The sequence below is a fragment of the Oceanicaulis sp. UBA2681 genome (assembly GCF_002354675.1).
Lineage (GTDB): Bacteria > Pseudomonadota > Alphaproteobacteria > Caulobacterales > Maricaulaceae > Oceanicaulis > Oceanicaulis alexandrii.
Genome location: NZ_DEMB01000007.1, coordinates 101,035 through 123,000 on the forward strand (window position 1 = coordinate 101,035; position 21,966 = coordinate 123,000).

At 63.4% G+C, this 21,966-nt stretch carries 20 protein-coding genes and 1 pseudogene; 10 read left to right on the forward strand and 11 right to left on the reverse strand.

From position 1 onward, the window contains the following. From B3M53_RS05020 to B3M53_RS05050, 7 genes are all read right to left on the reverse strand, one after another. Window positions 1-428 (reverse strand): HAD family hydrolase (locus B3M53_RS05020; protein WP_349678820.1); only part of this gene is annotated, 428 nt, incomplete at its 3' end. Then, window positions 425-1,402, reverse strand: coding sequence for a DUF1036 domain-containing protein (locus tag B3M53_RS05025; RefSeq protein WP_273020401.1), 978 nt, complete (start codon window positions 1,400-1,402; stop codon window positions 425-427). The genes B3M53_RS05025 and B3M53_RS05020, both read right to left, overlap by 4 nt. A gap of 60 nt (window positions 1,403-1,462) precedes the next feature. Beyond that, on the reverse strand, window positions 1,463-2,029 hold the full coding sequence (gene yihA / locus B3M53_RS05030; protein WP_022701431.1) for a ribosome biogenesis GTP-binding protein YihA/YsxC: 567 nt from the start codon (window positions 2,027-2,029) through the stop codon (window positions 1,463-1,465). 96 nt (window positions 2,030-2,125) lie between these two features. Then, window positions 2,126-4,138 carry a membrane protein insertase YidC gene (yidC, locus tag B3M53_RS05035; protein ID WP_273020402.1) on the reverse strand — a complete coding sequence of 671 codons (2,013 nt, stop codon included), beginning with the start codon at window positions 4,136-4,138 and terminating at the stop codon, window positions 2,126-2,128. Window positions 4,139-4,153: 15 nt separating this feature from the next. Further along, window positions 4,154-4,549, reverse strand: a complete 396-nt coding sequence (rnpA, locus tag B3M53_RS05040; RefSeq protein ID WP_022701433.1) for a ribonuclease P protein component — start codon at window positions 4,547-4,549, stop codon at window positions 4,154-4,156. 23 nt (window positions 4,550-4,572) lie between these two features. Then, window positions 4,573-4,707, reverse strand: coding sequence for a 50S ribosomal protein L34 (gene rpmH / locus B3M53_RS05045; protein ID WP_022701434.1), 135 nt, complete (start codon window positions 4,705-4,707; stop codon window positions 4,573-4,575). 140 nt (window positions 4,708-4,847) lie between these two features. Then, entirely contained in the window at window positions 4,848-5,510 is a 663-nt protein-coding gene (locus B3M53_RS05050) for a glutathione S-transferase family protein (RefSeq protein ID WP_273020403.1), read from the reverse strand. A gap of 269 nt (window positions 5,511-5,779) precedes the next feature. Between B3M53_RS05050 and B3M53_RS05055 the strand changes: the two genes are divergently transcribed. The 3 genes from B3M53_RS05055 to B3M53_RS05065 are packed head-to-tail and all read left to right on the forward strand — an operon-like array spanning window position 5,780 to window position 9,449. Beyond that, window positions 5,780-6,538, forward strand: coding sequence for a TVP38/TMEM64 family protein (locus B3M53_RS05055; RefSeq protein WP_273020404.1), 759 nt, complete (start codon window positions 5,780-5,782; stop codon window positions 6,536-6,538). Further along, window positions 6,535-7,956 (forward strand): dihydrolipoyl dehydrogenase family protein, encoded by a 1,422-nt coding sequence (locus B3M53_RS05060; protein WP_273020405.1) that lies wholly within the window; start codon window positions 6,535-6,537, stop codon window positions 7,954-7,956. The genes B3M53_RS05055 and B3M53_RS05060 overlap by 4 nt, the downstream gene beginning before the upstream one ends. A 26-nt stretch (window positions 7,957-7,982) precedes the next feature. Further along, window positions 7,983-9,449: a sensor histidine kinase gene (locus tag B3M53_RS05065; RefSeq protein ID WP_273020406.1), complete on the forward strand. Its 1,467-nt coding sequence runs from the start codon at window positions 7,983-7,985 to the stop codon at window positions 9,447-9,449. A gap of 50 nt (window positions 9,450-9,499) precedes the next feature. Here the strand turns inward: B3M53_RS05065 and B3M53_RS05070 are convergent, their stop codons facing one another. Next, a complete protein-coding gene (locus B3M53_RS05070; protein ID WP_273020407.1) occupies window positions 9,500-9,667 on the reverse strand; it encodes a hypothetical protein in 168 nt (55 codons plus the stop codon). Window positions 9,668-9,742: 75 nt separating this feature from the next. Further along, window positions 9,743-9,928, reverse strand: coding sequence for a hypothetical protein (locus B3M53_RS05075; protein ID WP_022701440.1), 186 nt, complete (start codon window positions 9,926-9,928; stop codon window positions 9,743-9,745). A gap of 202 nt (window positions 9,929-10,130) precedes the next feature. Between B3M53_RS05075 and B3M53_RS05080 the strand changes: the two genes are divergently transcribed. Both B3M53_RS05080 and B3M53_RS05085 read left to right on the forward strand, forming a co-directional pair. Then, window positions 10,131-10,679, forward strand: coding sequence for a GNAT family N-acetyltransferase (locus B3M53_RS05080; protein WP_273020408.1), 549 nt, complete (start codon window positions 10,131-10,133; stop codon window positions 10,677-10,679). Next, window positions 10,676-12,145 carry a RimK family protein gene (locus B3M53_RS05085; RefSeq protein WP_273020409.1) on the forward strand — a complete coding sequence of 490 codons (1,470 nt, stop codon included), beginning with the start codon at window positions 10,676-10,678 and terminating at the stop codon, window positions 12,143-12,145. The genes B3M53_RS05080 and B3M53_RS05085 overlap by 4 nt, the downstream gene beginning before the upstream one ends. 58 nt (window positions 12,146-12,203) lie before the next feature. Here the strand turns inward: B3M53_RS05085 and ggt are convergent, their stop codons facing one another. Together ggt and B3M53_RS05095 are read right to left on the reverse strand one after the other, a co-directional pair. After that, complete coding sequence (gene ggt, locus B3M53_RS05090; protein ID WP_273020410.1) at window positions 12,204-13,946, reverse strand: gamma-glutamyltransferase; 1,743 nt, start codon at window positions 13,944-13,946, stop codon at window positions 12,204-12,206. Between the two features lie 48 nt (window positions 13,947-13,994). Beyond that, complete coding sequence (locus B3M53_RS05095; protein WP_084683458.1) at window positions 13,995-14,945, reverse strand: LysR substrate-binding domain-containing protein; 951 nt, start codon at window positions 14,943-14,945, stop codon at window positions 13,995-13,997. Between the two features lie 170 nt (window positions 14,946-15,115). On the opposite strand from B3M53_RS05095, the gene B3M53_RS05100 reads away from it, so the two are divergent. The 5 genes and pseudogenes from B3M53_RS05100 to B3M53_RS05120 all read left to right on the forward strand — a co-directional run. Beyond that, window positions 15,116-17,536, forward strand: coding sequence for a TonB-dependent receptor plug domain-containing protein (locus tag B3M53_RS05100; protein ID WP_273020411.1), 2,421 nt, complete (start codon window positions 15,116-15,118; stop codon window positions 17,534-17,536). 106 nt (window positions 17,537-17,642) lie between these two features. Then, window positions 17,643-18,626: a P1 family peptidase gene (locus B3M53_RS05105; protein ID WP_286799710.1), complete on the forward strand. Its 984-nt coding sequence runs from the start codon at window positions 17,643-17,645 to the stop codon at window positions 18,624-18,626. A 170-nt stretch (window positions 18,627-18,796) separates the two neighbouring features. Continuing rightward, a complete protein-coding gene (locus B3M53_RS05110) occupies window positions 18,797-19,300 on the forward strand; it encodes a hypothetical protein (RefSeq protein WP_286799711.1) in 504 nt (167 codons plus the stop codon). A gap of 26 nt (window positions 19,301-19,326) precedes the next feature. Continuing rightward, window positions 19,327-21,324 carry a TonB-dependent receptor plug domain-containing protein gene (locus tag B3M53_RS05115; protein ID WP_286799712.1) on the forward strand — a complete coding sequence of 666 codons (1,998 nt, stop codon included), beginning with the start codon at window positions 19,327-19,329 and terminating at the stop codon, window positions 21,322-21,324. A gap of 136 nt (window positions 21,325-21,460) precedes the next feature. Continuing rightward, window positions 21,461-21,966: pseudogene (locus tag B3M53_RS05120) on the forward strand (hypothetical protein); the annotation flags it as partial.

Consider the following 21,966-nt stretch of genomic DNA (forward strand, 5'->3'; position numbering starts at 1 on the left):
GCGGCTTCGATGTCGTAAAGGTCTTCAAACAGGCCGTTCAGCCCCAGCTGGTCGATAACCTTCTCGGCATGCTTGCGCGAGCCGTTGGTGTAGACGATGCGGCGACCGTTGAGGGCGGCCACATGGTCGGCCAGTTCAGGGTCGGGTGTGATCACGGAGTGATCCACGTCATGCACGAAATCCAGAAACGCGGCGAGATCGCGCACCTGATTGTTGACCAGCAGCCCGTTCAGCGTGGTGCCGTGAGTGGTGTAGTAATGCTGCTGCAGGGCGTGCGCTTCTTCGCGCGTCATTGAAAACTCGCGCTGAACCCAGTCTGTCATCTTGTCGATGACCTGACTCATCACCGCCGCGTCGGCGGGATAGAGCGTCTCATCAAGGTCGAACACCCAGGTGTCCACATGGTGCAGGTCAGGGGTTCGGTTCACGGAAGGGGTTCCTCAAAGTCATCAAGATCAAGCCGCATCACGCTGCCGCCGTTCTCAGCGGCAGGCGCGGCCCGGAACAGGGCGGGCTGAAAGCCGGACGCTTCGCACTCCCCGCGGGTCTGGCTGGTGAAACGCGCGGGCGTGATGCAAAACGCTTCCGTGCCGGACGCCAGCGGACGCAGCGCGTCGCCGTCGATCAGCTGGGCGTAGACATAGGTCTCATCGCCTGTCAGCTGGGCGGACAGGGTCTGGGCGCAACCCCCAGGGGCGATGCGCCACCAGCCGCGGGTTTCAAATCCGTCGCCAACCGCCCGCGCCACCGCGACGCCGACGGGCAGATTGGCATCATTGCACACTTGCAGGCCCAGGCTTGTATTGCGCTCCAGCGCGCGCTCATGCAGCGCCTGGATCAAATCGCTCCGATCCGCGCCGAAACTGCGGCCAATATCGCTTTCAAAAGCGGCGACCTGACGACGCGTTCGCCGACCGGCATAGCCGTCGATGACGTTGATGTCGTACCCGGCCGATTGCAACAGGCGTTGTAGCCCGGCCTCTTCGGCCCGGTCGCCGAAATCGGCGACTTCGACAAGCACCGCACTCTCGCGTTCGGCGTCCGTCAATTGCCGGAATTTGCGCGTTTCAAGCCCCAGCGTCTCGCAATCGGCGACGCCCTCAAACGCGAAGTCCGCCTCATCCACGCAGATGTCCAGGCTGCCGCGCCATTCGCGCACCCCGCCCAGATAGGCGCGGGTGGTGCGCGCATAGAGGTATTGCTCGGTGTCGGTGGCGGGGCCGATCTCGGCGCAGCCGCCCGGCGCGATCCTCGCCCAGCCTTCCACCGCCAATCCTGACGGCGTGCGCCAGGCCTTGGCCGCCTCCACCATGAAGCTGGTCTCATTACAGACCTGTCCCGCCTGGGCGGCGCCGCCAAAGCCCAGCATCAACACCAGGGCCAGAATGATCCGGTTCAGCATCTCAAGGCTCCCGTCGCTCCACACGCTCGTTTTGCATAGTACGGGCGTGGTCCCGGTCCGCTACAGGGCCAGGGTGGAGATTTCCCCGCGCAGCTCGTCCAGCCCGTCGCGTTTGGCGCTTGAAGTCGCTGAGATCACCGGGAAGGCTGCGGGCCGCCGGGCGATTTTCTGCGAGGTTTCCTCAAGGCGCTTCTGCGCTTCGCTGGGCTTGAGCTTGTCAGTCTTGGTCAGAACGATCTGGTACACCACGGCGGCGCTATCAAGAACCTTCATGATCGCTTCGTCTGACGGCTTGATGCCGTGCCGGGAGTCGATCAGCAAGAAGACCCGCTTGAGATTGACCCGGCCGCGCAGATAGTTCTGCGTCAGCCGCGTCCAGCGCGCAGCGACCTCCTTGGGGGCTTTGGCGAAGCCATAGCCTGGCAGGTCGACGATGCGCAGCCGGCCTTGCATGTCAAAGAAGTTCAGCTCCCGCGTACGCCCCGGTTCCGTGGAGGCGCGAGCAAGTTGCTTGCGGCCGGTCAGGGCGTTGATCAGTGAGGACTTGCCCACATTCGACCGTCCCGCAAACGCGATCTCGGGGACGTCGGAATCCGGCAAGGTGTCCATGGACACCACGCCCAGCATGAAGTCGATCTCGCCGGAGAACAGCTTGCGGCCCGCCGCGAGGCGGGCCGCTGTTTCAGCCTGGGCGTCTGGAGAGGGCTCGGTCAGGGCCGCCTCCTATTTCTTCTTGCCGCCGCGCGGCTTTTTCGCCGCGGGGTTGGAGCTGACCCGGCGACCCGGCGTCGCGGGCGTCTCGGGGTTGGCCGGAGTTTCGCCGTCTGTGATCGCAGCGTCAGCGTTGGCGTCTTCCGCCAGTTCGGTGACGGCTTCCTCCACCTTGCCCTCGATCACCTGATTGGTGGCGGTCGGGGTGTCCTCGCCCTGGTATTTTGCGGGCACGGCCGAGCCGGTGAGCTTGGCGCGGACCTTGAAGAAGTTGCGGTCCAGCTCGGTCACCACGCCCTGACGGCGCATGATCAGGTATTGCTGGGCGATGGTCAGCGTGTTGTTCCACGACCAGTAGATGATCAGGGCGGCCGGGAAGGGCGCCATGATGATGGTGAAGATGATCGGCATGAACGCGAAGATCTGACGCTGGATCTTGTCCGGCGGCGGCGGGTTCAGCGATTGCTGCGCCCACATGGTCACGCCCATGAGCAGCGGCCAGACGCCGATCGCCAGGATCTGACCGATCAGCGGAATGCCGGACGGGTCATAGGGCAGCAGGCCGAACAGATTGCCGAACATGGTCGGGTCCGGCGCGGACATGTCCTGAATCCAGCCAAAGAAGGGCGCATGGCGCGCGTCCAGCGAGATGAACACCGTCTTGTAGAGCGCAAAGAAGATCGGGATCTGCGGCAGGATGGGCAGACAGCCTGCCACCGGATTGATCCGCTCCTTGCGATAGAGCTCCATCATGGCCTTTTGCTGGGCCTGGGGGTCGTCTTTATGGCGCTCGCGGATTTCTTTCATCTTCGGCGCGGCGGACCGCATCTTGGCCATGGACGCGAAGGCGCGGTTGTTCAGCGGGAACAGCACCAGCTTGATCAGCAAGGTCACGACCATGATCGCCAGGCCGTAATTGCCAAGAAGGCCGTAGAAGAAATGCAGGGCGGCGAAGAAGGGCCGGGTCAGGAACCAGAACATGCCCCAGTCGATCGCCATGGTCAGCCGGTCAATGCCCAGCTCGTTTTCATAGGCGGCGAGGATGGGCTGTTTCTTGGCGCCGGCGAACACATAGCTCGACGCTTCCAGGCTGGCGCCGGGCGCCAGGATTTGCGCATCGCTGAGATAATTGGCTTCAAAAACGGGACGGTCAGGGCGCGAGACCACGCGGAACTGGGCGCGCACATTGCCCTGATCCTGCGGGGCGACGGCGGCGAGCCAGTATTTGGAGGTGATGCCCATCCAGCCGCCGGGACCGGAGCGCTCGATAAGGCCTTCATCTTCCCATTTCTTGAACTTGCGAGAGAAGTGCGTGCCGTCCACGACGCCGACCGCGCCTTCATGCAGTACGAAGAAGTTTTGCAGGTCCTGCGGCACGCCATGCTGGCGCACCAGCGAATACGGACGCAGCGACACCGCCGCCGAACCATTGTTCACAACACTGTCGGACACGGTGAACAGGTAATTGTCGTCGACCGTGATGGTGCGGCGGAACGTCAGGTCGCCGGCCTGGTGTTCGAGGACCACGGGCGTGTCCGGCGTCAGCACATCGCCTTCCGCCAGGGTCCATTGCGTGCTGAGGCCCGGCAGGCCCTGGGGCGCATTGGCGTCGCCCAGCCAGCCGGATGCGGCGAACTGATATCCGTCAAAGCCTTCCGGGCTCAGCAGCGTGACGGCTTCGCCGGAATCCACTTCGGTGTCATAACGCAGCAATTGCAGGTCATCGAGGCGCGCGCCGGTGAGCGAGAGCGAACCGGACACCGCCTCGGTGCGGATTTCAATGCGCTGGGAACGGGCGAGCGCGTCTTCGCGGCTGAGACCGTTCTCGCCGCTGCCGGGCGCGAAGGCGCTGGGTTCCGCCTGAGGGGCGTCGTCCGTGTTGGTGGTTTCAGCCTGGCTGGCGGCTATGGCCGCTTCAGCGGCCTCCCGGTCGCGGGCCATCGGATCGAGCACGAACACCTGATACAAGAGCAGGATGCCGATCGCTATGACGGCCGCGAGCAGGAAGTTGCGGTTCTCACCCATGGGAGGAACGATCCCTTACGTCTTTGAGGGCGTGTGATCCCGCAGATCGCCCGTCGATCCACGCTCACGCCGCGCGAGGCTTATCAACGCGGCTTTGACATCGTCAAGCAAGGCCGGCCAGGACCGGTTCGCTGTTTGAGCGCGCGCAATGAACACATAGTCGGTTCCGAGCCGCCCGTGGAGGGGCAGTAACAGGCGCGCAGCTGCGCGCAACCGGCGCTTGGCGCGATTACGCGCCACAGCGTTGCCGATTTTCTTGGTCGCGGTGAACCCCGCACGGGTCGGTCCGTCGGGGTCATCCTTGCGCGCAAGCATCTGAATGACAACAGACGGCCTGGCGATGCGCGGCGCTTCACGCGCGCGCAAAAAATCGCGCCGCTCGGTAATCCGTGCGGCGCGATCTGGATACATCGTCGTGTCGACTGTCGCCTGAATTAGGCGGACAGACGCTTACGGCCCTTGGCGCGGCGACGCGCCAGAACCTGACGACCGGCTTTGGTGGCGGCGCGGGCACGGAAGCCGTGGCGGCGCTTGCGGACCAGATTGGACGGCTGGAATGTACGTTTCACGGTTCGGCTCCCATTGGGATCAGCGGCCGGGCCCCCGGCGCTTCAAAATTCGAGCCGCGGTGGATACGGGAGGTAGGGCCTTGAGTCAAGCGCCCCACCGCCTTTGTAGGCGGCCATGAACTGCACTTTTAGCATGCTTTTCAGTCGTACCGGGCCAGAAATTTCGGCGCCGGGTTGGGAAGTTGCAGTGCGCGGGCCACCGCCGGGCGTGCATCCAGGCGCTCGATCCAGGCGGCGAGATGGTCCAGCCCGTCCATGGAAATGGTCGCCCAGGAATGGCATCGTACCCAGGAGAACATCGCCATGTCAGCGATGGAATAGGCGTCACTTGCCAGCCAGTCGCGCTCCTGAAGACGGGTGTCGAGCACCTCGAACAGGCGGCGGGATTCGCCGGTGAAGCGCGCGGTCGCGGCTGCGCTGGCCTGACCGGCGTCTTCCGCGAAACGCGCAAAAAACATGGCCTGACCCATGGCCGGACCGACGCCGCCCATCTGCAGCATCAGCCATTGCAGGGTTTCAGAACGGGTATTGGAATCTTCGGAGAGAAACTGTCCGTATTTCTCGGCCAGATACCACAGCATGGCCCCTGATTCGAACACGGCGAAATCATCATTGCCCCGGTCGATCAGGGCGGGAATCTTGCCGTTGGGGTTCAGCGCCAGAAAGTCGGGCGCCTTGTGCGCGCGGGTGGAGAAATCGACGCTGACAAGGTCATACTCCACCCCGGCTTCCTCCAGAAAGATCAGCGGTTTCCAGCCATTCATGGTGGCTGCGGTAAAAAGCTGGATATCGGGATATGACATGGTGCGCGTCCTTCTTGTCAGGGCGCGATCACGCCCGCGTTGGGAAAGGGCGGTGGGGCCGCCTGTGCGCACCTAGCTGCCGTGTGACGGCGCGGAGCGGTATCCGGTTCATTGCGCACGTAGAATTACGCAGGCCCGTCATAAGCGCGTGATTTTGAAATAAACTTTCACACCAAGGTGATGCCCGGTCGTGGGGATGTGGTTTTCCCCTACTCGACACCGCGGTCTATATGCAGTCACAACGCTGAGACGAGAAAAGGGATTTCCCGATGGAAACGGACGAGCACACCACTGAAGACGCGCCGACTGCGGCCAAGCCGGCCAAGCCGCTCTGGCGCCGGTTGGCGCCGCTGGTGGTCCTGATTGCGGGGCTGGTCGCCTTTTTCGCGCTGGGCGGGCCGCAATATCTGGATGCGGAGCGCGCACAGGGCGTTTTGCGCGGCGTGGACGGCTGGGTTCAGGACCATCTGGTGCTGGCGCTCGTCGCTTACATGATCTTCTACGCGCTCGCGGTCGCCATTTCGGTGCCGGGCGCGCTGTGGTTCACCATCGGATCCGGTTTCCTGTTCGGCCCCTATCTGGGGACCGGCGTCGCCGTGATCGGCGCGACCGCCGGCGCGACGATCATCTTTCTCGCCGCCCGTTACGCGTTCGCTGACTGGGTGCGCGAGAAATTTCCCGGCTATGTGAAAAAGCTGCAGGACGGGTTTTCGCGCGACGCCTTCACCTATGTCGTGATCTTGCGGCTGATCCCGGTCTTGCCCTTCTTCGGCATCAATATCGCGACCGCTTTGCTCAACGTTCCGGTGCGCGCCTATGCGCTGGGCACGCTGGTGGGCGTCATCCCCGGCGCCTATGTGTATGCGACCGTCGGCGCGACCATCAAACGCGCCGCCGATACCGGCGTGCCGTCCTTTGGGTCGCTTCTGACGCCTGAACTGATTTTCGCCATGGTGGCGTTCGCCGTGCTGGCGGTTCTGCCGGTGGTGTATCGCCGGATGACCCAGTCCAAGGGAGACGCCGCATGAGCCGCGAACGCATCAAGGCCGATCTCGCCATTATCGGCGCAGGCGCGGCGGGTCTCGTCACCGCGTCCGGCGCCGCACAACTGGGCCGCAAGGTTGTCCTGTTTGAAGCGGGCGAGATGGGCGGCGATTGCCTCAATTATGGCTGCGTGCCGTCCAAGGCGATCCTGACCGCCGCGCACAAGGTTCACGCCATCCGTGAAGCGTCCAGGTACGGCATCACCGTCGGCGAACCCAGCGTGGACTTCGCCAAGGTGCGCGAGACGATCCAGACCGCCATCACCACCATCGAACCCAATGACAGCCAGGAGCGGTTTGAAGGCTTCGGCGTCAAGGTTGTGCGCGAGTACGCGCGGTTTGAAAACGAGGACACGATCGTCTCAGACAGCGTCGAGGTGAAAGCCAAGCGCATCGTGGTCGCCACCGGCACGCGCGCCTTCATTCCGCCGATCGACGGCCTGACGGCCGCGCCCTATCTGACCAATGAGACGATCTGGTCGCTGGAGACCCTGCCTGAGCATCTGATCGTGCTGGGCGCGGGGCCGATCGGCTCAGAGCTTGGACAGGCGTTCCGGCGTCTGGGATCTGACGTCACGATCATCGAAGCCGGCGTGCCGCTGGCGCGGTTTGAGTCTGAACATGCGGCTTTGGTGACCGACGCCCTGATGAGCGACGGCGTCAGCTTGCATGCGGGCCTCAGCGCCACAAAGGTCAGCCATGACGATACGGGTGTCACGGTCACTCTGTCAGACGGCCAAAGCGTCACCGGCAGCCATATCCTGGTCGCCACCGGTCGCAAGCCGGTGCTGGACGGTCTCAATCTGGAGGCCGCAGGCGTTGAAACCGATGCGCGCGGCATTGTCTGCGACGACCGTTTGCGCACCTCGAACAAGCGCGTGCTGGCGGCGGGCGACATTGCGGGCAAGGGCGGATTGACCCATCTGGCGGGTTGGCATGGCAGCGTGATCTTGCGCAATCTCTATTATGGCCTGAGCACCGGTCAGTCCTCTCAGCCCATTCCCGGCGCGGTCTATACCGATCCGCCCATCGCCCAGGTCGGATTGACCGAAGCGCAGGCGCGGGCCGAGCATGGCGATAAAATCAAAGTTGCAAGCTGGGGGTTTGACGATAATGACCGCGCCATTGCGGAATCGGACGTGCGCGGCGGCGTCAAGCTGATCCTGGGCAAGGGCGGCAAGGTGCTGGGCGCGCATGCGGCCGGCGCCCGCGCCGATGATCTGATCCAGATCGCTGGCGGCGTGATGTCGCGCGGCGGTACGGTGCGCGATCTCACCAGCCCGGTGGCGCCGTATCCGACCCGCGGCGAGATCTTCAAGCGTGCGGCGGGATCCTATTATGAACCGGTGGTGTTCGGCGCGATGGCGAAATTGCTCGCCCGCGTGCTGAGCGCGTTTCACTAAAGCCCAAGACCGGCTGGGGAGGCGGCGTGGAGATCAGGGTCAACAACCAGCACGGCGCCGCGCGCCAGGCCGCTGCGATCCAGGCGATCAAGGCCGTGCGCAAGGCGGTCCTGTCCATGCCGGGCAAGTTGCTGGGCCTGTCCATCGGCTTTGTGCTGCTGGCGGAAATCCTGATTTTCTTCCCCTCCGCCGCCAATTACCGGTCTGACTGGCTCACAGAGCGCACCGATGACGCCTATCTCGCCTCGCTGGCGGTGGAGACCGCGGACGAGATGGGGCTGGGCGACGAGATGATCGCCAATCTGCTCACCAGCGCGGACGCCGTGATCGTCGGCCGGGTTTATGACGGCATGAACGTGCCCTTGCTGGCGCGCCCCGGCGGCATCGGCGCGGCGCCGGTGATGGAAGTGATGCTGGCGGAAGAGAACCTCTTTGAGCGCATCTTCAACACGATCGGCGTGTTCCTGGCGCCTGAGGGGCGGTATCTGCTGATCATTGACGAACCCATGGCGGGCGAGGTGGGTCTGGTCAGCGTCGTGGTGCCTGAAGCCGGGCTGAAGCGCGATCTCTACGCATATTCAGGCCGGGTGCTCTGGCTGTCGATCTTCATCGCGGTGATGACCGGCGGCCTGATCTATCTGTGCCTGATGTTCATGTTCGTGCGCCCCATGCGCAAGCTGGCCCAGGCGATGACCCAGTTCCAGCAAGACCCCGGCAATCCCGCCTGCACCGTGGCGCTGTCCCGTCGCTCTGATGAAATCGGCGAAGCCGAAAGCGCGCTGGCGGCGATGCAGGATGAAGTGCGCACCGCCTTTCGCCAGCGTGAACGGCTGGCGGCGCTGGGCGGGGCGGTGGCGCGCATCAATCATGATTTGCGCAATGTGCTGACCAGCGCCCAGCTGATTTCCGATCGTTTGGCCACCAATGCCGATGACCGGGTAGCGGCCATGGGCGCGCGTCTGGTGCGCGCGGTCGATCGCGGCATCCGCCTGTGTGAGGACACGCTGCAATATGGCCGGTCTGAAGAGCGTCCGCCCGAGCTGCAGCTGGTCGTTTTGCGCGCGGCGCTGGACGATGCGGCGGGCGACGCTTTCGCAGCGACTGGCGCAGCGGATTGGCGCAATGAGATTGACGAGAGTCTGCAGGCCCAGGCGGACCCAGACCATCTGCACCGCATCTTCCTCAACCTGTTTCGCAATGCGCTGCAGGCGATGGAGAAATCTGACTCTCCTTTGATCCATGTCCGCGCCCGTCTGTCGCGCGAGGGAGAGTATGTTCTGGTCGAGGTGTGCGACACCGGGCCGGGCGTGCCGGACCGGATTGCAGAAACCCTGTTTGAGCCGTTCGGGCGTACGGGCTCCAGGGGCGGGTCCGGGCTGGGCCTGTCCATCGTGCGCGAGCTGGCGCGGGTGATGGGCGGCGATGTCTATCTCAAGACCAGTTCCGACGCGGGAGCCGTCTTTGAAGTGCGCCTTCCGGCCATGGGCGGCTAGACCAGACAGGCGGCGACCCTGTCCGGTCTGTCCTCTCGCTCATTCAGAGCCTAGAGCTCGTCAAACTCTGCATCATAGCGGTGCTCGACGCTATTCCGGCGATGCGGGTTGAAGCGCGCCGAGCGATCCGTTTCGAACGGATAGCTGGGCGTCCACGGCGGCGTGGCGCGACGTTTCTTGGCTTTCTGGGCGGGGCCCGTTTTTTTCAATCCGGCCATGGCCGATCATCCTGAAGGTTTAGAGTTGGAAACCGAGCGGGTCTGAGGCCCGCCCGTTAGGCGTCCGGTCGGTGGTTATCGGCCGACGGCGGACAGCATGGCCCACAGATCGCGTGCGCGAACCTTGCGCGGTCGCGGAGTTTCCGCGCCGGGATGAAGGCGGGCGTCAGAGCTGCTGGGTCTGTAAAGAGAGGCGGCTTCACCACCAAACATGGCCGAACGGGCCGAGCTGGCGATTGAGGACTGATATTGCGTGCGCATGGCGCACACTCTCCATAACAAGATAGGCGCCGGCGAATGCTACGGCGTCGCGACGCGAGCGGCGTCACGTCCAATAGATGACGGCTGAACTCTGTTTTCGGCAAGTGGAGTTTTTTAGCGCCTGAAAACAAATTGTTTCAAATCCGGGTCTGCCCTTGTTTTCAGTTGCAGGCTTCGTGCTTCGGGCGTATTGACCGCCGCAATGGCGGAGCTGCGCGAGGGCGCGCGGACCGGACTGTCAGCTTGTGGAGTTCTGGCGTCCATGACGCAAGGCGTCAGCGTCCGCGCCGCAACGGCTTCGGACCTTCCTGCTCTGATGCATCTCGAAACGCTCTTCACTGAAGGCGACCGGATTTCCGCAGCTAGCTGGCGGCGGTTCATCGCGCGCCGGGGATGCGTTGTCGTGGCGGTTTCGGATACAGCTGAGACAGAGGTTCTGGGGGCGGCGGTCGTGCTGACCCGCAAGGGATCGCAGACGATGCGCCTCTATTCGCTGGCGGTGGATCCGCGCGCTCAGGGGCGCGGCGTCGGGCGGACGCTGGTGGAGGCGGCGTTGGCCTATGCCCGGCGCGCAGGCTGCGCGCGGGTGAGTCTTGAGGTGCGTCCCGACAACGCCGCGGCCCGCAGCCTCTATCGCAAGTGCGGCTTTGAGGATCGCGGCGTCATGCCCGCGCATTACGCGGACGGAACAGCTGCGTTGATCATGGACAAAGAGGTCCCGAGCGGACCTGCGGAGACACAGACACGATGACGGACTGGCTGATCCTGGTTGAGAGCGAGTCAGACCTCAAGCAGACCGAAACGCCCCACAAGGTGATGCGGGTGTCAGATTATCTAACGAGCCCCGCCCTGTTCGCGGCGCGGCGGCCTTATGTGCTCAATCTCGCGCGATCCTACGCCTATCAGGGCGCGGGGTATTACGCCGCGCTGCTGGCGGAGGCGCGCGGCCACCGGGTCAGCCCGACGGTGCAGACCATGGTGGAGCTGTCGCGCAAGGATTTGTACGCGCACGCCTTGCCGGACCTCAACGCCCGGCTGACCGATATTCTGGGCAAGGGCGCCGCGCCTGTGGAAGAGGTGTTCATCGCTTTCTCCAAGACGCCGCACAGCGGCTATGGACGTCTGGCGCGTGAGGTCAGTGACTGGTTCCGCACGCCGGCGCTGGAGCTTGAGATCAGCCATGAGCGCACGCCGCGCATCACCCGCATCCGGCCCGTCCCGCTTCACAAGATGAGCGCGGAACAACGCGCTTTCTTCCTGGAGTCGCTGGCGGGCTATACGCGCAGCGCGGTGCGATCGCCCAAGGCGCGGGCCGTGGCGAAATGGTCGCTGGCGGTGCTGGTCGATCCCAACGAACACACCCCGCCCTCGCAACCCTCCGACATCAACCGCCTTGTGGAGGTCGCGGGCAGGATGGGCGTGGATGTGGAGGTGCTCGACACCAACGACCTGCCAAGCCTGGCCGAGTTTGACGCCCTGTTCATTCGCGCGACCACAGCCATAGACAACATCACCTATCGCTTCGCCCGTCGCGCCGATCAGGAAGGCATGCCGGTGATCGACGATCCGGTGTCGATGATCCGCTGCACCAACAAGGTCTATCTCAAGGAATTGCTGGAAAAGGCCGGCGTGCCCATCCCGCCCACGGAAGTCATCGACAAGAAGTCAGACCTTAAAAAGGTGTTTGAGCGCCTCGGTGCGCCGGTGATCCTGAAAACGCCGGACGGCTCGTTCGGGCTGGACATGGTCAAGGCGAATACGCTTGAGGAATTGCAGGCGGGCGCGAAACGCCTGTTCGGCGAGACCGCGCTTCTGATCGCGCAGGGCTTTGTGCCGACCACATTTGACTGGCGCATCGGCGTGCTGGGCGGCGAGCCTTTGTTCGCTTGCCGCTATGGTATGGCGAAAGGGCATTGGCAGATCGTCAAGCATGGCGAGAACGGCAAGATGACCGCGGGGCGCACATCCACCCTCGCCATCGAAGACGCGCCGCAGGAGGTTGTCGAAACCGCCGTGCGCGCCGCTCGGCTGATCGGCGACGGGCTTTACGGCGTGGACCTCAAACAGACCGATCAGGGCGTCATGGTCATGGAGATCAATGACAACCCCAATCTGGAGCAGTCTGTCGAGGGCGCGGTGCTGAAAGACGCGCTGTGGAAGGCCATCGTCGACTGGTTCTCGACCCGGCTGGAAAAACGTCTGTCCGCCGGACGCTGAATGCAAAAGGGCCGCGCAGCGCGCGGCCCTTTTCTCACGTCTGACACGGCTTGCCGAACTAAGGTTGTTCGGCGATGCCGTCCCGGCGCGGGTCGGCGGCCCCGATCAGCGTGCCGTCTTCCAGTTCGCGGATGATATGGATGCCGGAATTCTCCCCGCGTCCACCCTGGATGGTGAAGCCGCGATCCCGCAGCTCGGCCATGAGGGCTTCATCAAAGCCTTCTTCGATATTCACCGTGTCCCCGCGCGCGACCACATTGGGCAGGGCGGCCGCCTCGATCGGGCTGAGCCCCCAATCGAGCATGCCGACGAGCGATTTGGCCGTGTAGGCGATGATCGAATTGCCGCCCGGCGAGCCGGTGGCCAGTTCAAACGCGCCGTCTGAATCGAGCACGATGGTGGGCGACATGGACGAGCGCGGGCGCTTGCCCGGCTGGACGGCGTTGGGCAGCAGGCGGCCGTCCTCGTCCCGCGCGATGAAGGAGAAGTCGGTCAGCTGGTTGTTGAGGAAGAACCCGCCCACCATGCGACCGGACCCGAACGGGCTTTCCACCGTGGTGGTCATGGAGACCACATCGCCGTCCGCATCCATGATCACGAAATGGCTGGTGCCGGGACGATCATCGGTGGCGTCGTCGGGCTGCTCGTCAGCGCCCGGCGGCGTGCCGTGGGTGACGGCGGGAATGGCCTGGGCGGGATCAATCAGCCCGGCGCGCGCGGCGAGATAGTCGCGGTCCAGAAGCCCCTCGACCGGCACGTCCACGAACGCCGTGTCGCCCACATAATGATCGCGATCGGCATAGGCGAGCCGGCTCGCCTCGATGAAAAGCGCCCAGCCGTCCGCTGTTTCAGGGCCATGCGCGCTCATGTCGAAGGTTTCCAGCATGCCCAGAATGGCGCCGACCGCGATCCCGCCCGAGGCGGGCGGGGGAGCCGAGCAAATCTGATAGCCGCGATAGGGCGAGCACAAAGCGCTGACCTTTTCAGGCTCATAGTTCGCCAGATCCTCCACGGTCAGATAACCGGGTCGGGGCGCTTCATTGACCGTGGCGACGATGGCCTGGGCGAGATCGCCTTCATAAAAATTGCGCCAGTCCTGCGCGATCAGGCGCAGGCTGTCGGCATAATCGGCATTGGTCAGCACATGACCGACGGGCCAGGCCTCGCCATTTTCGTCAAACAGATAGCGGGCTGCGGCGCCGCTCTCTTCCATGTCGGTGAAGCCGGCCATGCGCTGGGAGATATTGCTCAGGCGCGGCGCGACCTCAAAGCCGGTGTCTGCGAGGTCGATGGCGAAAGTGAAATTCTCCGCCCAATCCAGCTCGCCATGCTCTGAATGGGCCATGTGCAGCATGGCGATGGCGCCGGGCGCCCCTGTGGACAGGCCCGAGCGCCACGCCTGAACATAAGGGTAGGGGGCGCCGGTTTCGGGATTGATGAACAGGTCTTCGTCCGCGCTCATCGGCGCGCGCTCACGTCCGTTATAGACGCTGACCTCGCCGGTATCCGCCTCGTAATGGACCATGAAGGCGCCGCCGCCAATGCCCGAGCTTTGCGGCTCCACAAGGCTGAGCACGGTCTGCACCGCGATGGCGGCGTCTACCGCATCGCCGCCGGCGCGCAGGGCGGCGAGCCCGGCCTCGACGGCGTCCGGGTTCGCGGCGGCGACCATGCCGGCCACCGGCGCCGTGGCGGTCGGCGCCTCCGCTTCAGTTGACGGCGCCGGGCTTGTTTCGGACGGCGCATTGCAGCCCGCAAGGGCGAAGGCGGAGGCGGCGGTCAGCAAGGTGAAGCGGGTCATGGAGTCCTTTCACAGCCCTTTGGAGGCCGGTTTCGCGTCTGGGCCGTTTTACAGGCCGGGAGTTTCGAACGGACGGGCCTCGTCCATCAAGTAGTCTTTCAATCGCCGTGCAGCGCTATGCAGCGCGCGACCGTCTGGCCAGACAATATGATACCCCCAACCAAGCGGGGTCACGCCAGAGCCGATCAAGAACACCAAACGACCGGCGGCGATGTCGGGTTCCGCCAGGCTGCGTCGCGCCAGCGCCAGGCCGCGCTGATGAACGGCGGCTTCCAGCACATGGTCGTGGCGGTTGTAGCGGTCCCCGCTCAGCGTGTCGGCGCGTTTGACGCCGCGTTGAGCCAGCCATTGCGCCCAACTGGGGCCCACCGGTTCGCCGCCCGTGCGCTCATGATGGACCAGCGGCATGGTCTCAACGGCGGTGCGCCAGTTCACAAGGTCCGGTTTTGGTCCCAGCAGGGTCGGTGAAAGCGCAGGCGTAAGGCTTTCGCTCAAAAGCTCCAGCGCCTGGACACCAGAAGGGGGTGTGTCTGAAAACCGGATTTCCAGGTCCAGCTGGAACCGGTGCAGGCTTTCAGGTGCGGGGTCCGTCACCAATTGCACCCGATAGTCGCGATGCTCGGCTTCAAAGCGATTGATGCGAGATGACAGCCACCGCGCCGCGAACGCACCAGGCGCGCCCAGCCGGATCAGGCCAGGGTCCTGATGCGCGCTTAACCGGACGCTGGCTTCGCGCAGCCGCTGAAACGCGTCATGGACCATTTCTGCGGTGGCGCGTCCCTGGGCGGTCAGCGCCACGCCGCGCCCGGCGCGGACGGTCAGTTTCGTGCCGATCAGCTCTTCCAGCAGCCGGATCTGTTGAGACACGGCGCCGCTCGTCACCCCCAGTTCTGCGGCCGCCTGGGTCACGCTTCCGTGACGGGCCACGCACTCAAACGCCCGCAAGGCGTTGAGCGGCAAGGGCGGTGCATGGCTAAGAGTTAGATTTTCTAAATCCATCTTCAGTGTTGCTCAATTGTGTTGCGCTGCGACATCGTTCAGCGTTTCGCTTGATCCATCGTCGTACGTATATCTGCCATTTGATATAGCAGGTATATTTTATGACGAAGGTGTGCGTGCATTGAGGGGTGCACTGGTTTTGTGTCTTTTGAGCAAAAGGGTGTGACACAATGAAAAAGATTTTGGGCGCCGTATCATTAGCTGCGCTGACGGCTGCGACGGCTTACGCACAATCCGCTGACACTGACGACACCATCGTGGTGGTGGGAACCCGGTCCGAGGGCCGGACCGCGCTTCAAACCACAGCGCCGGTTGACGTGGTGGATGTCAGCGCGCTTGAAAACACCGGGATCACCGAACTCAACGCGGCGCTGGCGTACAGCTTGCCGTCGTTCAACTTCCCAAGCCCCTCCATCACCGACGGTACTGACCATGTGCGCCCGGCGACCTTGCGCGGCCTGGGGCCGGACCAGACGCTGGTCCTGGTCAATTCGCGCCGTCGTCACGCCTCGGCCCTGGTCAATCTGGGCGGTTCGGTCGGGCGTGGTTCCGCCGCTGTGGACCTCAACACCATTCCCACCGCCGCGATCGGCCAGGTGCAGGTGCTGCGGGACGGCGCTTCGGCGCAATATGGCTCTGACGCCATCGCCGGGGTGATTGATGTTCAACTGCGTGAAGCCAGCGAAGGCGGACAGGTCAGCGCCACTTATGGCCGTTACGCCACGGATATTCCGCTGACTACGGGCGAGCGCTCCGCCAGCGACGGCGAAACCGTCAACCTTTCGGGCTGGGTGGGGCTGCCGCTCGGCGCAGACGGGTTCCTGACCTTGTCGGCGGAATATCTTGATCGCGCGCCCACCAACCGCGCCGGCCCCGATCCGCGCCAGCAATATCCCAGCCTGCCTGGCGGCGGGCTCGACCCGCGTGAGCAGACTTTTGATCGCATCAATCACCGCTTTGGCCTGGCGGACGCGGAAGCGTTCTCCTTCTTCGCCAATGCAGGCCTGCCGATCAATGCAACGACCGAGCTTTACGGCTGGGCGGGCTATCAGTCCCGCGAAGGCGAGGCGGCCGGCTTTTATCGCCGCGCTCAGGACAGCCGCAATGTGCTGGCGATCTATCCGGACGGCTTCCTGCCGCTGATCACCACCGATATCGAGGACTTCTCAGCTGTGGGCGGTGCGCGCGGCGTTATTGGCGGCTGGGATTGGGACGCGTCCCTGGGCTATGGCCGCAACGAGTTGGCCTATGGCGTGGAGAATTCGCTCAACACGTCCCTGGGCGCATCCAGCCCGACGTCGTTTGACGCCGGTTCGCTGATCTATGACCAGATCACCGGCAATCTCGATTTCGTCCGCTCTTATGATCTGGATGGATTCGCCGGACCGCTCTCGGTGGCGTTTGGCGCTGAATATCGCCTTGAAGGGTATGAAATCCAAGCGGGCGAGGAAGCCAGCTATATCACGGGCGATCCGACCAAAGCGGGCGGCAGCCAGGTCTTTCCAGGCTTCCAGCCGGGCAATGAGGTCGATGAAGACCGCGATTCCTTTGGCGTCTATCTCGACCTCGAAGCTGATGTCACAGACCGGCTCTTGCTGACGGGCGCCGTGCGGGCTGAGACCTATTCAGACTTCGGCGAGACCGTGACGGGCCGCGTGTCTGCGCGCTATGAGCTGAGTGACAGCCTCGCCCTTCGTGGCGCGATTTCCAACGGCTTCCGGGCGCCGTCGCTGCAGCAGGCCTATTTCACGTCCACTTCGACCGTCTTTGTTGGGACGCCGCCCACGCCTGTCGAAGTGGGCACCTTCCCCGCTGACAGCGCCGTCGCTGCTGCGCTGGGCGGTGAACCGCTCGATGCTGAAGAGTCGATGAACTATTCGGGCGGCGTTGTCTTCACCCAGGGCGCTTTCAGCCTGACCGTGGACGCGTACGCCATTGATATCGACAACCGCATCGTCCTGTCTGAGAACCTCTCGGGCGCGACGGTGGAGAGCCTCCTGCAGGCGGCGGGCGTCAACGGCGTGACCCGTGCGCGCTTCTTCATCAACGGGGTCGAGACCGAGACGCGCGGCGTCGATGTGGTGGCGACCTATGGCGTGGACACCGAGCGGTTCGGTGATTTCAACTTCACTCTGGGCTATAACCGCAACGACACCGAGGTCACCCAGGCGCCAAGCTCTGAAGTGCTTCCGGGCGTGACCTTGTTCGCGCGTCGGGAAATCGCGCGCTTTGAAGAGGGCCAGCCGGATGACAAGCTGATCGGTTCGGTCAACTGGACCCGCGGCGCCTTTGGCGGCGTGCTGCGCGCTACCCGCTTCGGCGAGACGGTCGATCCGGGCTCGGCGGCGGATGGATCGGGCGATGAAGTGCTGGATCCCAAGACCATTGTGGACGCGGAATTCTCTGCAGATGTCTTTGAAGGCCTGACCGTGTCCTTCGGGGCGAACAATCTGTTTGACGAGTATCCCGACGCCACGTCGCTTGATCCCAACCTGGCGGGGACGTTCTCGGATATCTTCCCGTTCTCCGGCTTCAGCCCGTTCGGCTTCTCGGGACGTTATATCTACGGACGCATTCGCTACGCCTGGTAAGCGCACACCTGCTTGTGACCACGACCCCCGTCAGAGTGCTCTGGCGGGGGTCGTTTTTTATCGCGGCGCCGCTAGTCTTTGCGCGCCTGACATGAAGGAGTGCGCCATGGCCCGTCCCGGCCCGAAGAATGACATCACCGACATCGCCGGCCTGCGCGTGGGTCAGGTCGAGGATAAGGCCGTCAATACAGGTGTGACGGTGGTGGTCTGCGATGCGCCCTCGATCGCCAGTGTGGACGTGGCGGGCGGGGGGCCGGGAACCCGTGAAACTGATGCGCTGGCGTCGGGGCGTCTGGTGGAACGGGTGGACGCGGTGTGCCTGTCGGGCGGATCCGCCTTCGGCCTGGCGGCGGCGGACGGGGTGTCGGCCGAGCTTTGCAAGGATGGCCGGGGTTTCGCCCTGATGGAGATGGAGGGCGTGCCGCCGACGCCGATCGTGCCCGCCGCAATCCTTTATGATCTCGCCAATGGTGGGGACAAGTCCTGGAGCAATGCGCCCCCTTACGCCGGGCTTGGGGCCGCCGCGTATCGCATGGCGGGCGAGGAGCCATTGCGCCAGGGGAGGGCGGGTGCGGGATATGGCGCGCAAGCCGGCGCGCATCCGGGCGGGACCGGGTCGGCCAGTATTGTAACCGAGGACGGCATCACCATCGCCGCGCTCGCCTGCGTGAACTGTTTCGGCTCTGTCTACATGCCGGGCAGTGAGGCGTTCTGGGCCTGGCCCTATGAGATTGACGGCGAGTTTGGCGGCCAGCGTCCGGCCCCGGATTTCCGGATGGAGCCGGGCGAGTGGGGCGCGGCGAAGCTCGATGGACGTCCGTTGGGAAATACGACCATTGCTGTGGTCGCGACGGACGCGCGCTTGACCAAGGATCAGGCACAACGTCTGGCTGTGATGGCTCAAGACGGACTGGCGCGGGCGATTCGTCCTGTACATGCCCCGTTCGACGGTGATGTGGTCTTTGCTCTGTCGACCGAACGCCGGGATTTGCCCGAGCCGTCAGCCTATACACTGACTCGGTTGGGAAATCTGGCAGCCGATTGCTTAACGCGTTCAATCGCCCGTGCGGTGCATCAAGCACGACCTTGATGAATGCGACAATAACTCCCCAACTAAAAAAGCATTTCTGTATACATTTGTTTTTTATAGGGCTTTTCCCCAATTCCCCTGAGTGGGGAACACTCGATTAAGAGGCTGTTCACGGCTTTGCTCCATCCCTGCAGTGAATGAGTTCACTATACTTGTGTTGGGGTTTGAGAATGATCCGCATTTTAAGTGCAGCCGGCCTGGCCCTGCTGCTGAGCAGCGCGGCCACCGCGCAAACAACCGAGCGCGACCTGGCTGTGGTCGGTCGGGCTCTCAGCTTCCTTGAGGGCGCGTCCGGTTCTGACCGGACCGTCGCTATCGTGTTTGATCCGGCGAGCCAGGCGGAAGCCGAAGCACTGAACGCGGCCATGGCCGGCGGTCTCAGCGCAGGCCGCGTGACCCTGAACGGTCAGCTTGTCCCGCTGGGCCAGGCGGTCAGCGGCGTACATGCCGCCATGTTCGTCGGGGGGGCAGCCTCTGACGCGGGCGCCGTGCAAGCGGCCACCTCTTCCGGCGTGATGACAGTCTCTACAGACATGGCCTGCGTGCAGGCCGGCAATTGCGTGATGGGCGTCCAGAGCGAGCCCTCCGTGCGCATTGTGGTGAACAACGCGGCTGCTAGCTCAGCCTCCGTCAGCTTCTCCACCGCTTTCGCCATGATGGTCGAAGAAATCTAAACGCCGCCTCCTAAGGAATCGAGACGATGAAAAATACCCTGCTTTATTCCGCGGCGGCGCTGATCGCGACCTCCGCAGCCGCCAACGCCCAGTCCATCGACTATCAGGTGATGGGCGACATGTTCGGCGAGCCGGTGACTACCGGCGCTACCGGTGCGCCGCAGCGCTCCACCGAAGTGCCCGCAACGATGATCATCATCACGCAAGATGATATCGCCAGTGCGCCGGAATACGACCTCCCCGGCATTCTGCGCCATTACAGCGGCGTGGATGTGGCCCGGTTCTCCATGGGCCAGGGCGAAGTGGGCATCCGCTCCGCCGCCACGCCCTACACTCCGCGCCTTCTGGTGCTGGTGAACGGCCGCGAAGTCTATCTCGACAGCTATGGCTACACCGCCTGGTCGACCCTGCCGGTGACCCTGGAAGAGATCCAGCAGATCGAAGTGGTCAAAGGGCCCCAGTCGGCGCTTTACGGCTTCAACGCTGTGGCCGGCGTGATCAATATCATCACCCGCAACCCGGCCTATGGTGATTACGCCAACGGTACGGCGGAAGTGGGCACCAACGGCTACCAGCAATATCGCCTGTCTGGCGGTCGCGCGCTCAATGACCAGATCGCTCTGCGCTTCAGCTATGGCCGTACGGATGCTCGCGACTTTGACGTTGAGCCGGACGCGATCGAAGCCAACACCCTGCGCGCCGCCAACCCTGATTTCGAGCGCGAACATTTCGCACTCGGCGGTACGGTTCAGTTCACCGACAAGGTTGGGTTGACCTTCGAATACACCCAGTCTGAAGCCAATACGCTTGAGCTCAGCTCGGTCTATACCTCTGTCGCCAACTCATATGATCTGACCTCGTATCAAGGCGAGCTCGGGGCGGACACTGATTTTGGCTACATCACGTTCAGCGCGTATCGCAACGATTCCGAGATTGCCTACAGCTTCGGCGATCTTGAAGGCGAACTGACTTCGTTCAAGCTGCAGGATCTGATCAAGATCGGTACGAATGATACGGTCCGCGTGGCGGTCGAATTTCGCACCGCGCAGACCGCATCCTTCCCGGATCCGACGGCCGGTGATCTGAACTATGAGACCCTGGCGTTCTCTGGCATGTGGAACCACAAGTTCTCCAGCTCGCTGGAGACCACTCTGGCGGTTCGCTATGACATGGTGGACTGGAGCCGTGACGGCTCACCGAACCCGGCGCTCTATCCGTATACCCAAGCTGACTTTGACGTCAGCATCGAAGAGTTCAGCTATAACGCGGCTCTGGTCTACACGCCGGAATTCGGCGGCACGGTTCGCCTCTCCGCCGCCCGCGGCATTCAGGCGCCAACCATGTTCGACATGGGCTTCCTGCTGCCGGTTGGCACTGCGGTCCTGATCGGCGATCCGTCGATCCAGCCGGCGATCGTGGACAATCTGGAAGTCGCGTATGATCGCACCTTGTCCAATGGCGTTCAGCTGCGCTCGGCGCTGTTCTGGCAGAACACTGATGACGTGAAGTCGTCTCTGGGCGGTGCGCCTGAGCTGTTCCCGCCAAATGCGCCTTTGCCAGCCTATGTGTTCGGCAATCGTGGCGAGAGCCGCATCTGGGGCTTTGAAGGTTCGCTCGCGGGCATGATCGGCGAGAGCGTGAACTGGGACGTCAATTATACCTACAAGTCTGTTGAAGATGATCTGACGCCGTTCCCGACGACGACGTTGACGGACTTTGAAGGCGTGACGCCCGAGCATACTTTCAACGCCCATGTGGGCTGGACGGGCGGCAAGCTGAGCCTGGACGGCTACATGAATTATGTGTCGGAAACGACCATGCCGTTCCAGCCGGTTTTCGGCCTGGTGTCATCGCGTGAGATCGATGGTCATGTGTCCTTCTCTGGCCGCGCCAGCTACGCCCTCACCGACAATCTGGACCTGTCCCTGACGGCCCAGAACGTCAACTTCGATGATGGCGAGCTGACCACCCCGGTTTATGAGACCGAGGCGCGGTACTGGGTGAGCCTGCGGGCGAACTTCTAAAAGGCCTGATTGTATCGCCGCCTCGTCTGTGACGGGGCGGCGATGCCGCAACGAGCATCCATAACCTATTAAACTATCAGGCTTAGGTTGGTGATAACCATATGCTCGCGCTGGGATTACAAGGGGTCGCGCTATCATGTTCAAGCGTCTGAGATTTAATGACTGGCCATTTTCGCTCAAGTTTGGCGTCGCGCCGGCTCTGGCGGTTCTGGCCTTGATCGGCATCGCCCTGATGGGCGGGTTCGCCCTCAACGGGGTGGCCAAAAGCCAGGAAGAAACCGTCCAGCGCCTGACGGGCGTCATTGCGCTCGATTCCCTGAGAACTGAAACCGAATCCCTGAACGCTGATGTCTACCAGACGCTGACCGCTGTCGCAGCGGGGCAGTCGGTGGACGTATTCGCCGCTTTTGACGGCTATATCGCCCGCGTGGGGGAGCTGCGTGAAAGCTTCGCCCTGATGGGCGCCGAAGCCGGCCCGGAGAGTCAGGCCGTCTTCGCCAATCTTGACGAACAGCTGGAGCTTTACGCCGGCGGCCTTGAGGTCGTGGGCTCCATGCTGGAAATGGATTTCGCCAGCGCCGTCGGTTTTGTCGAGCCGTTTGATGAAGTGTTCGCACAAATGAACGCGGATATCGTCAATCT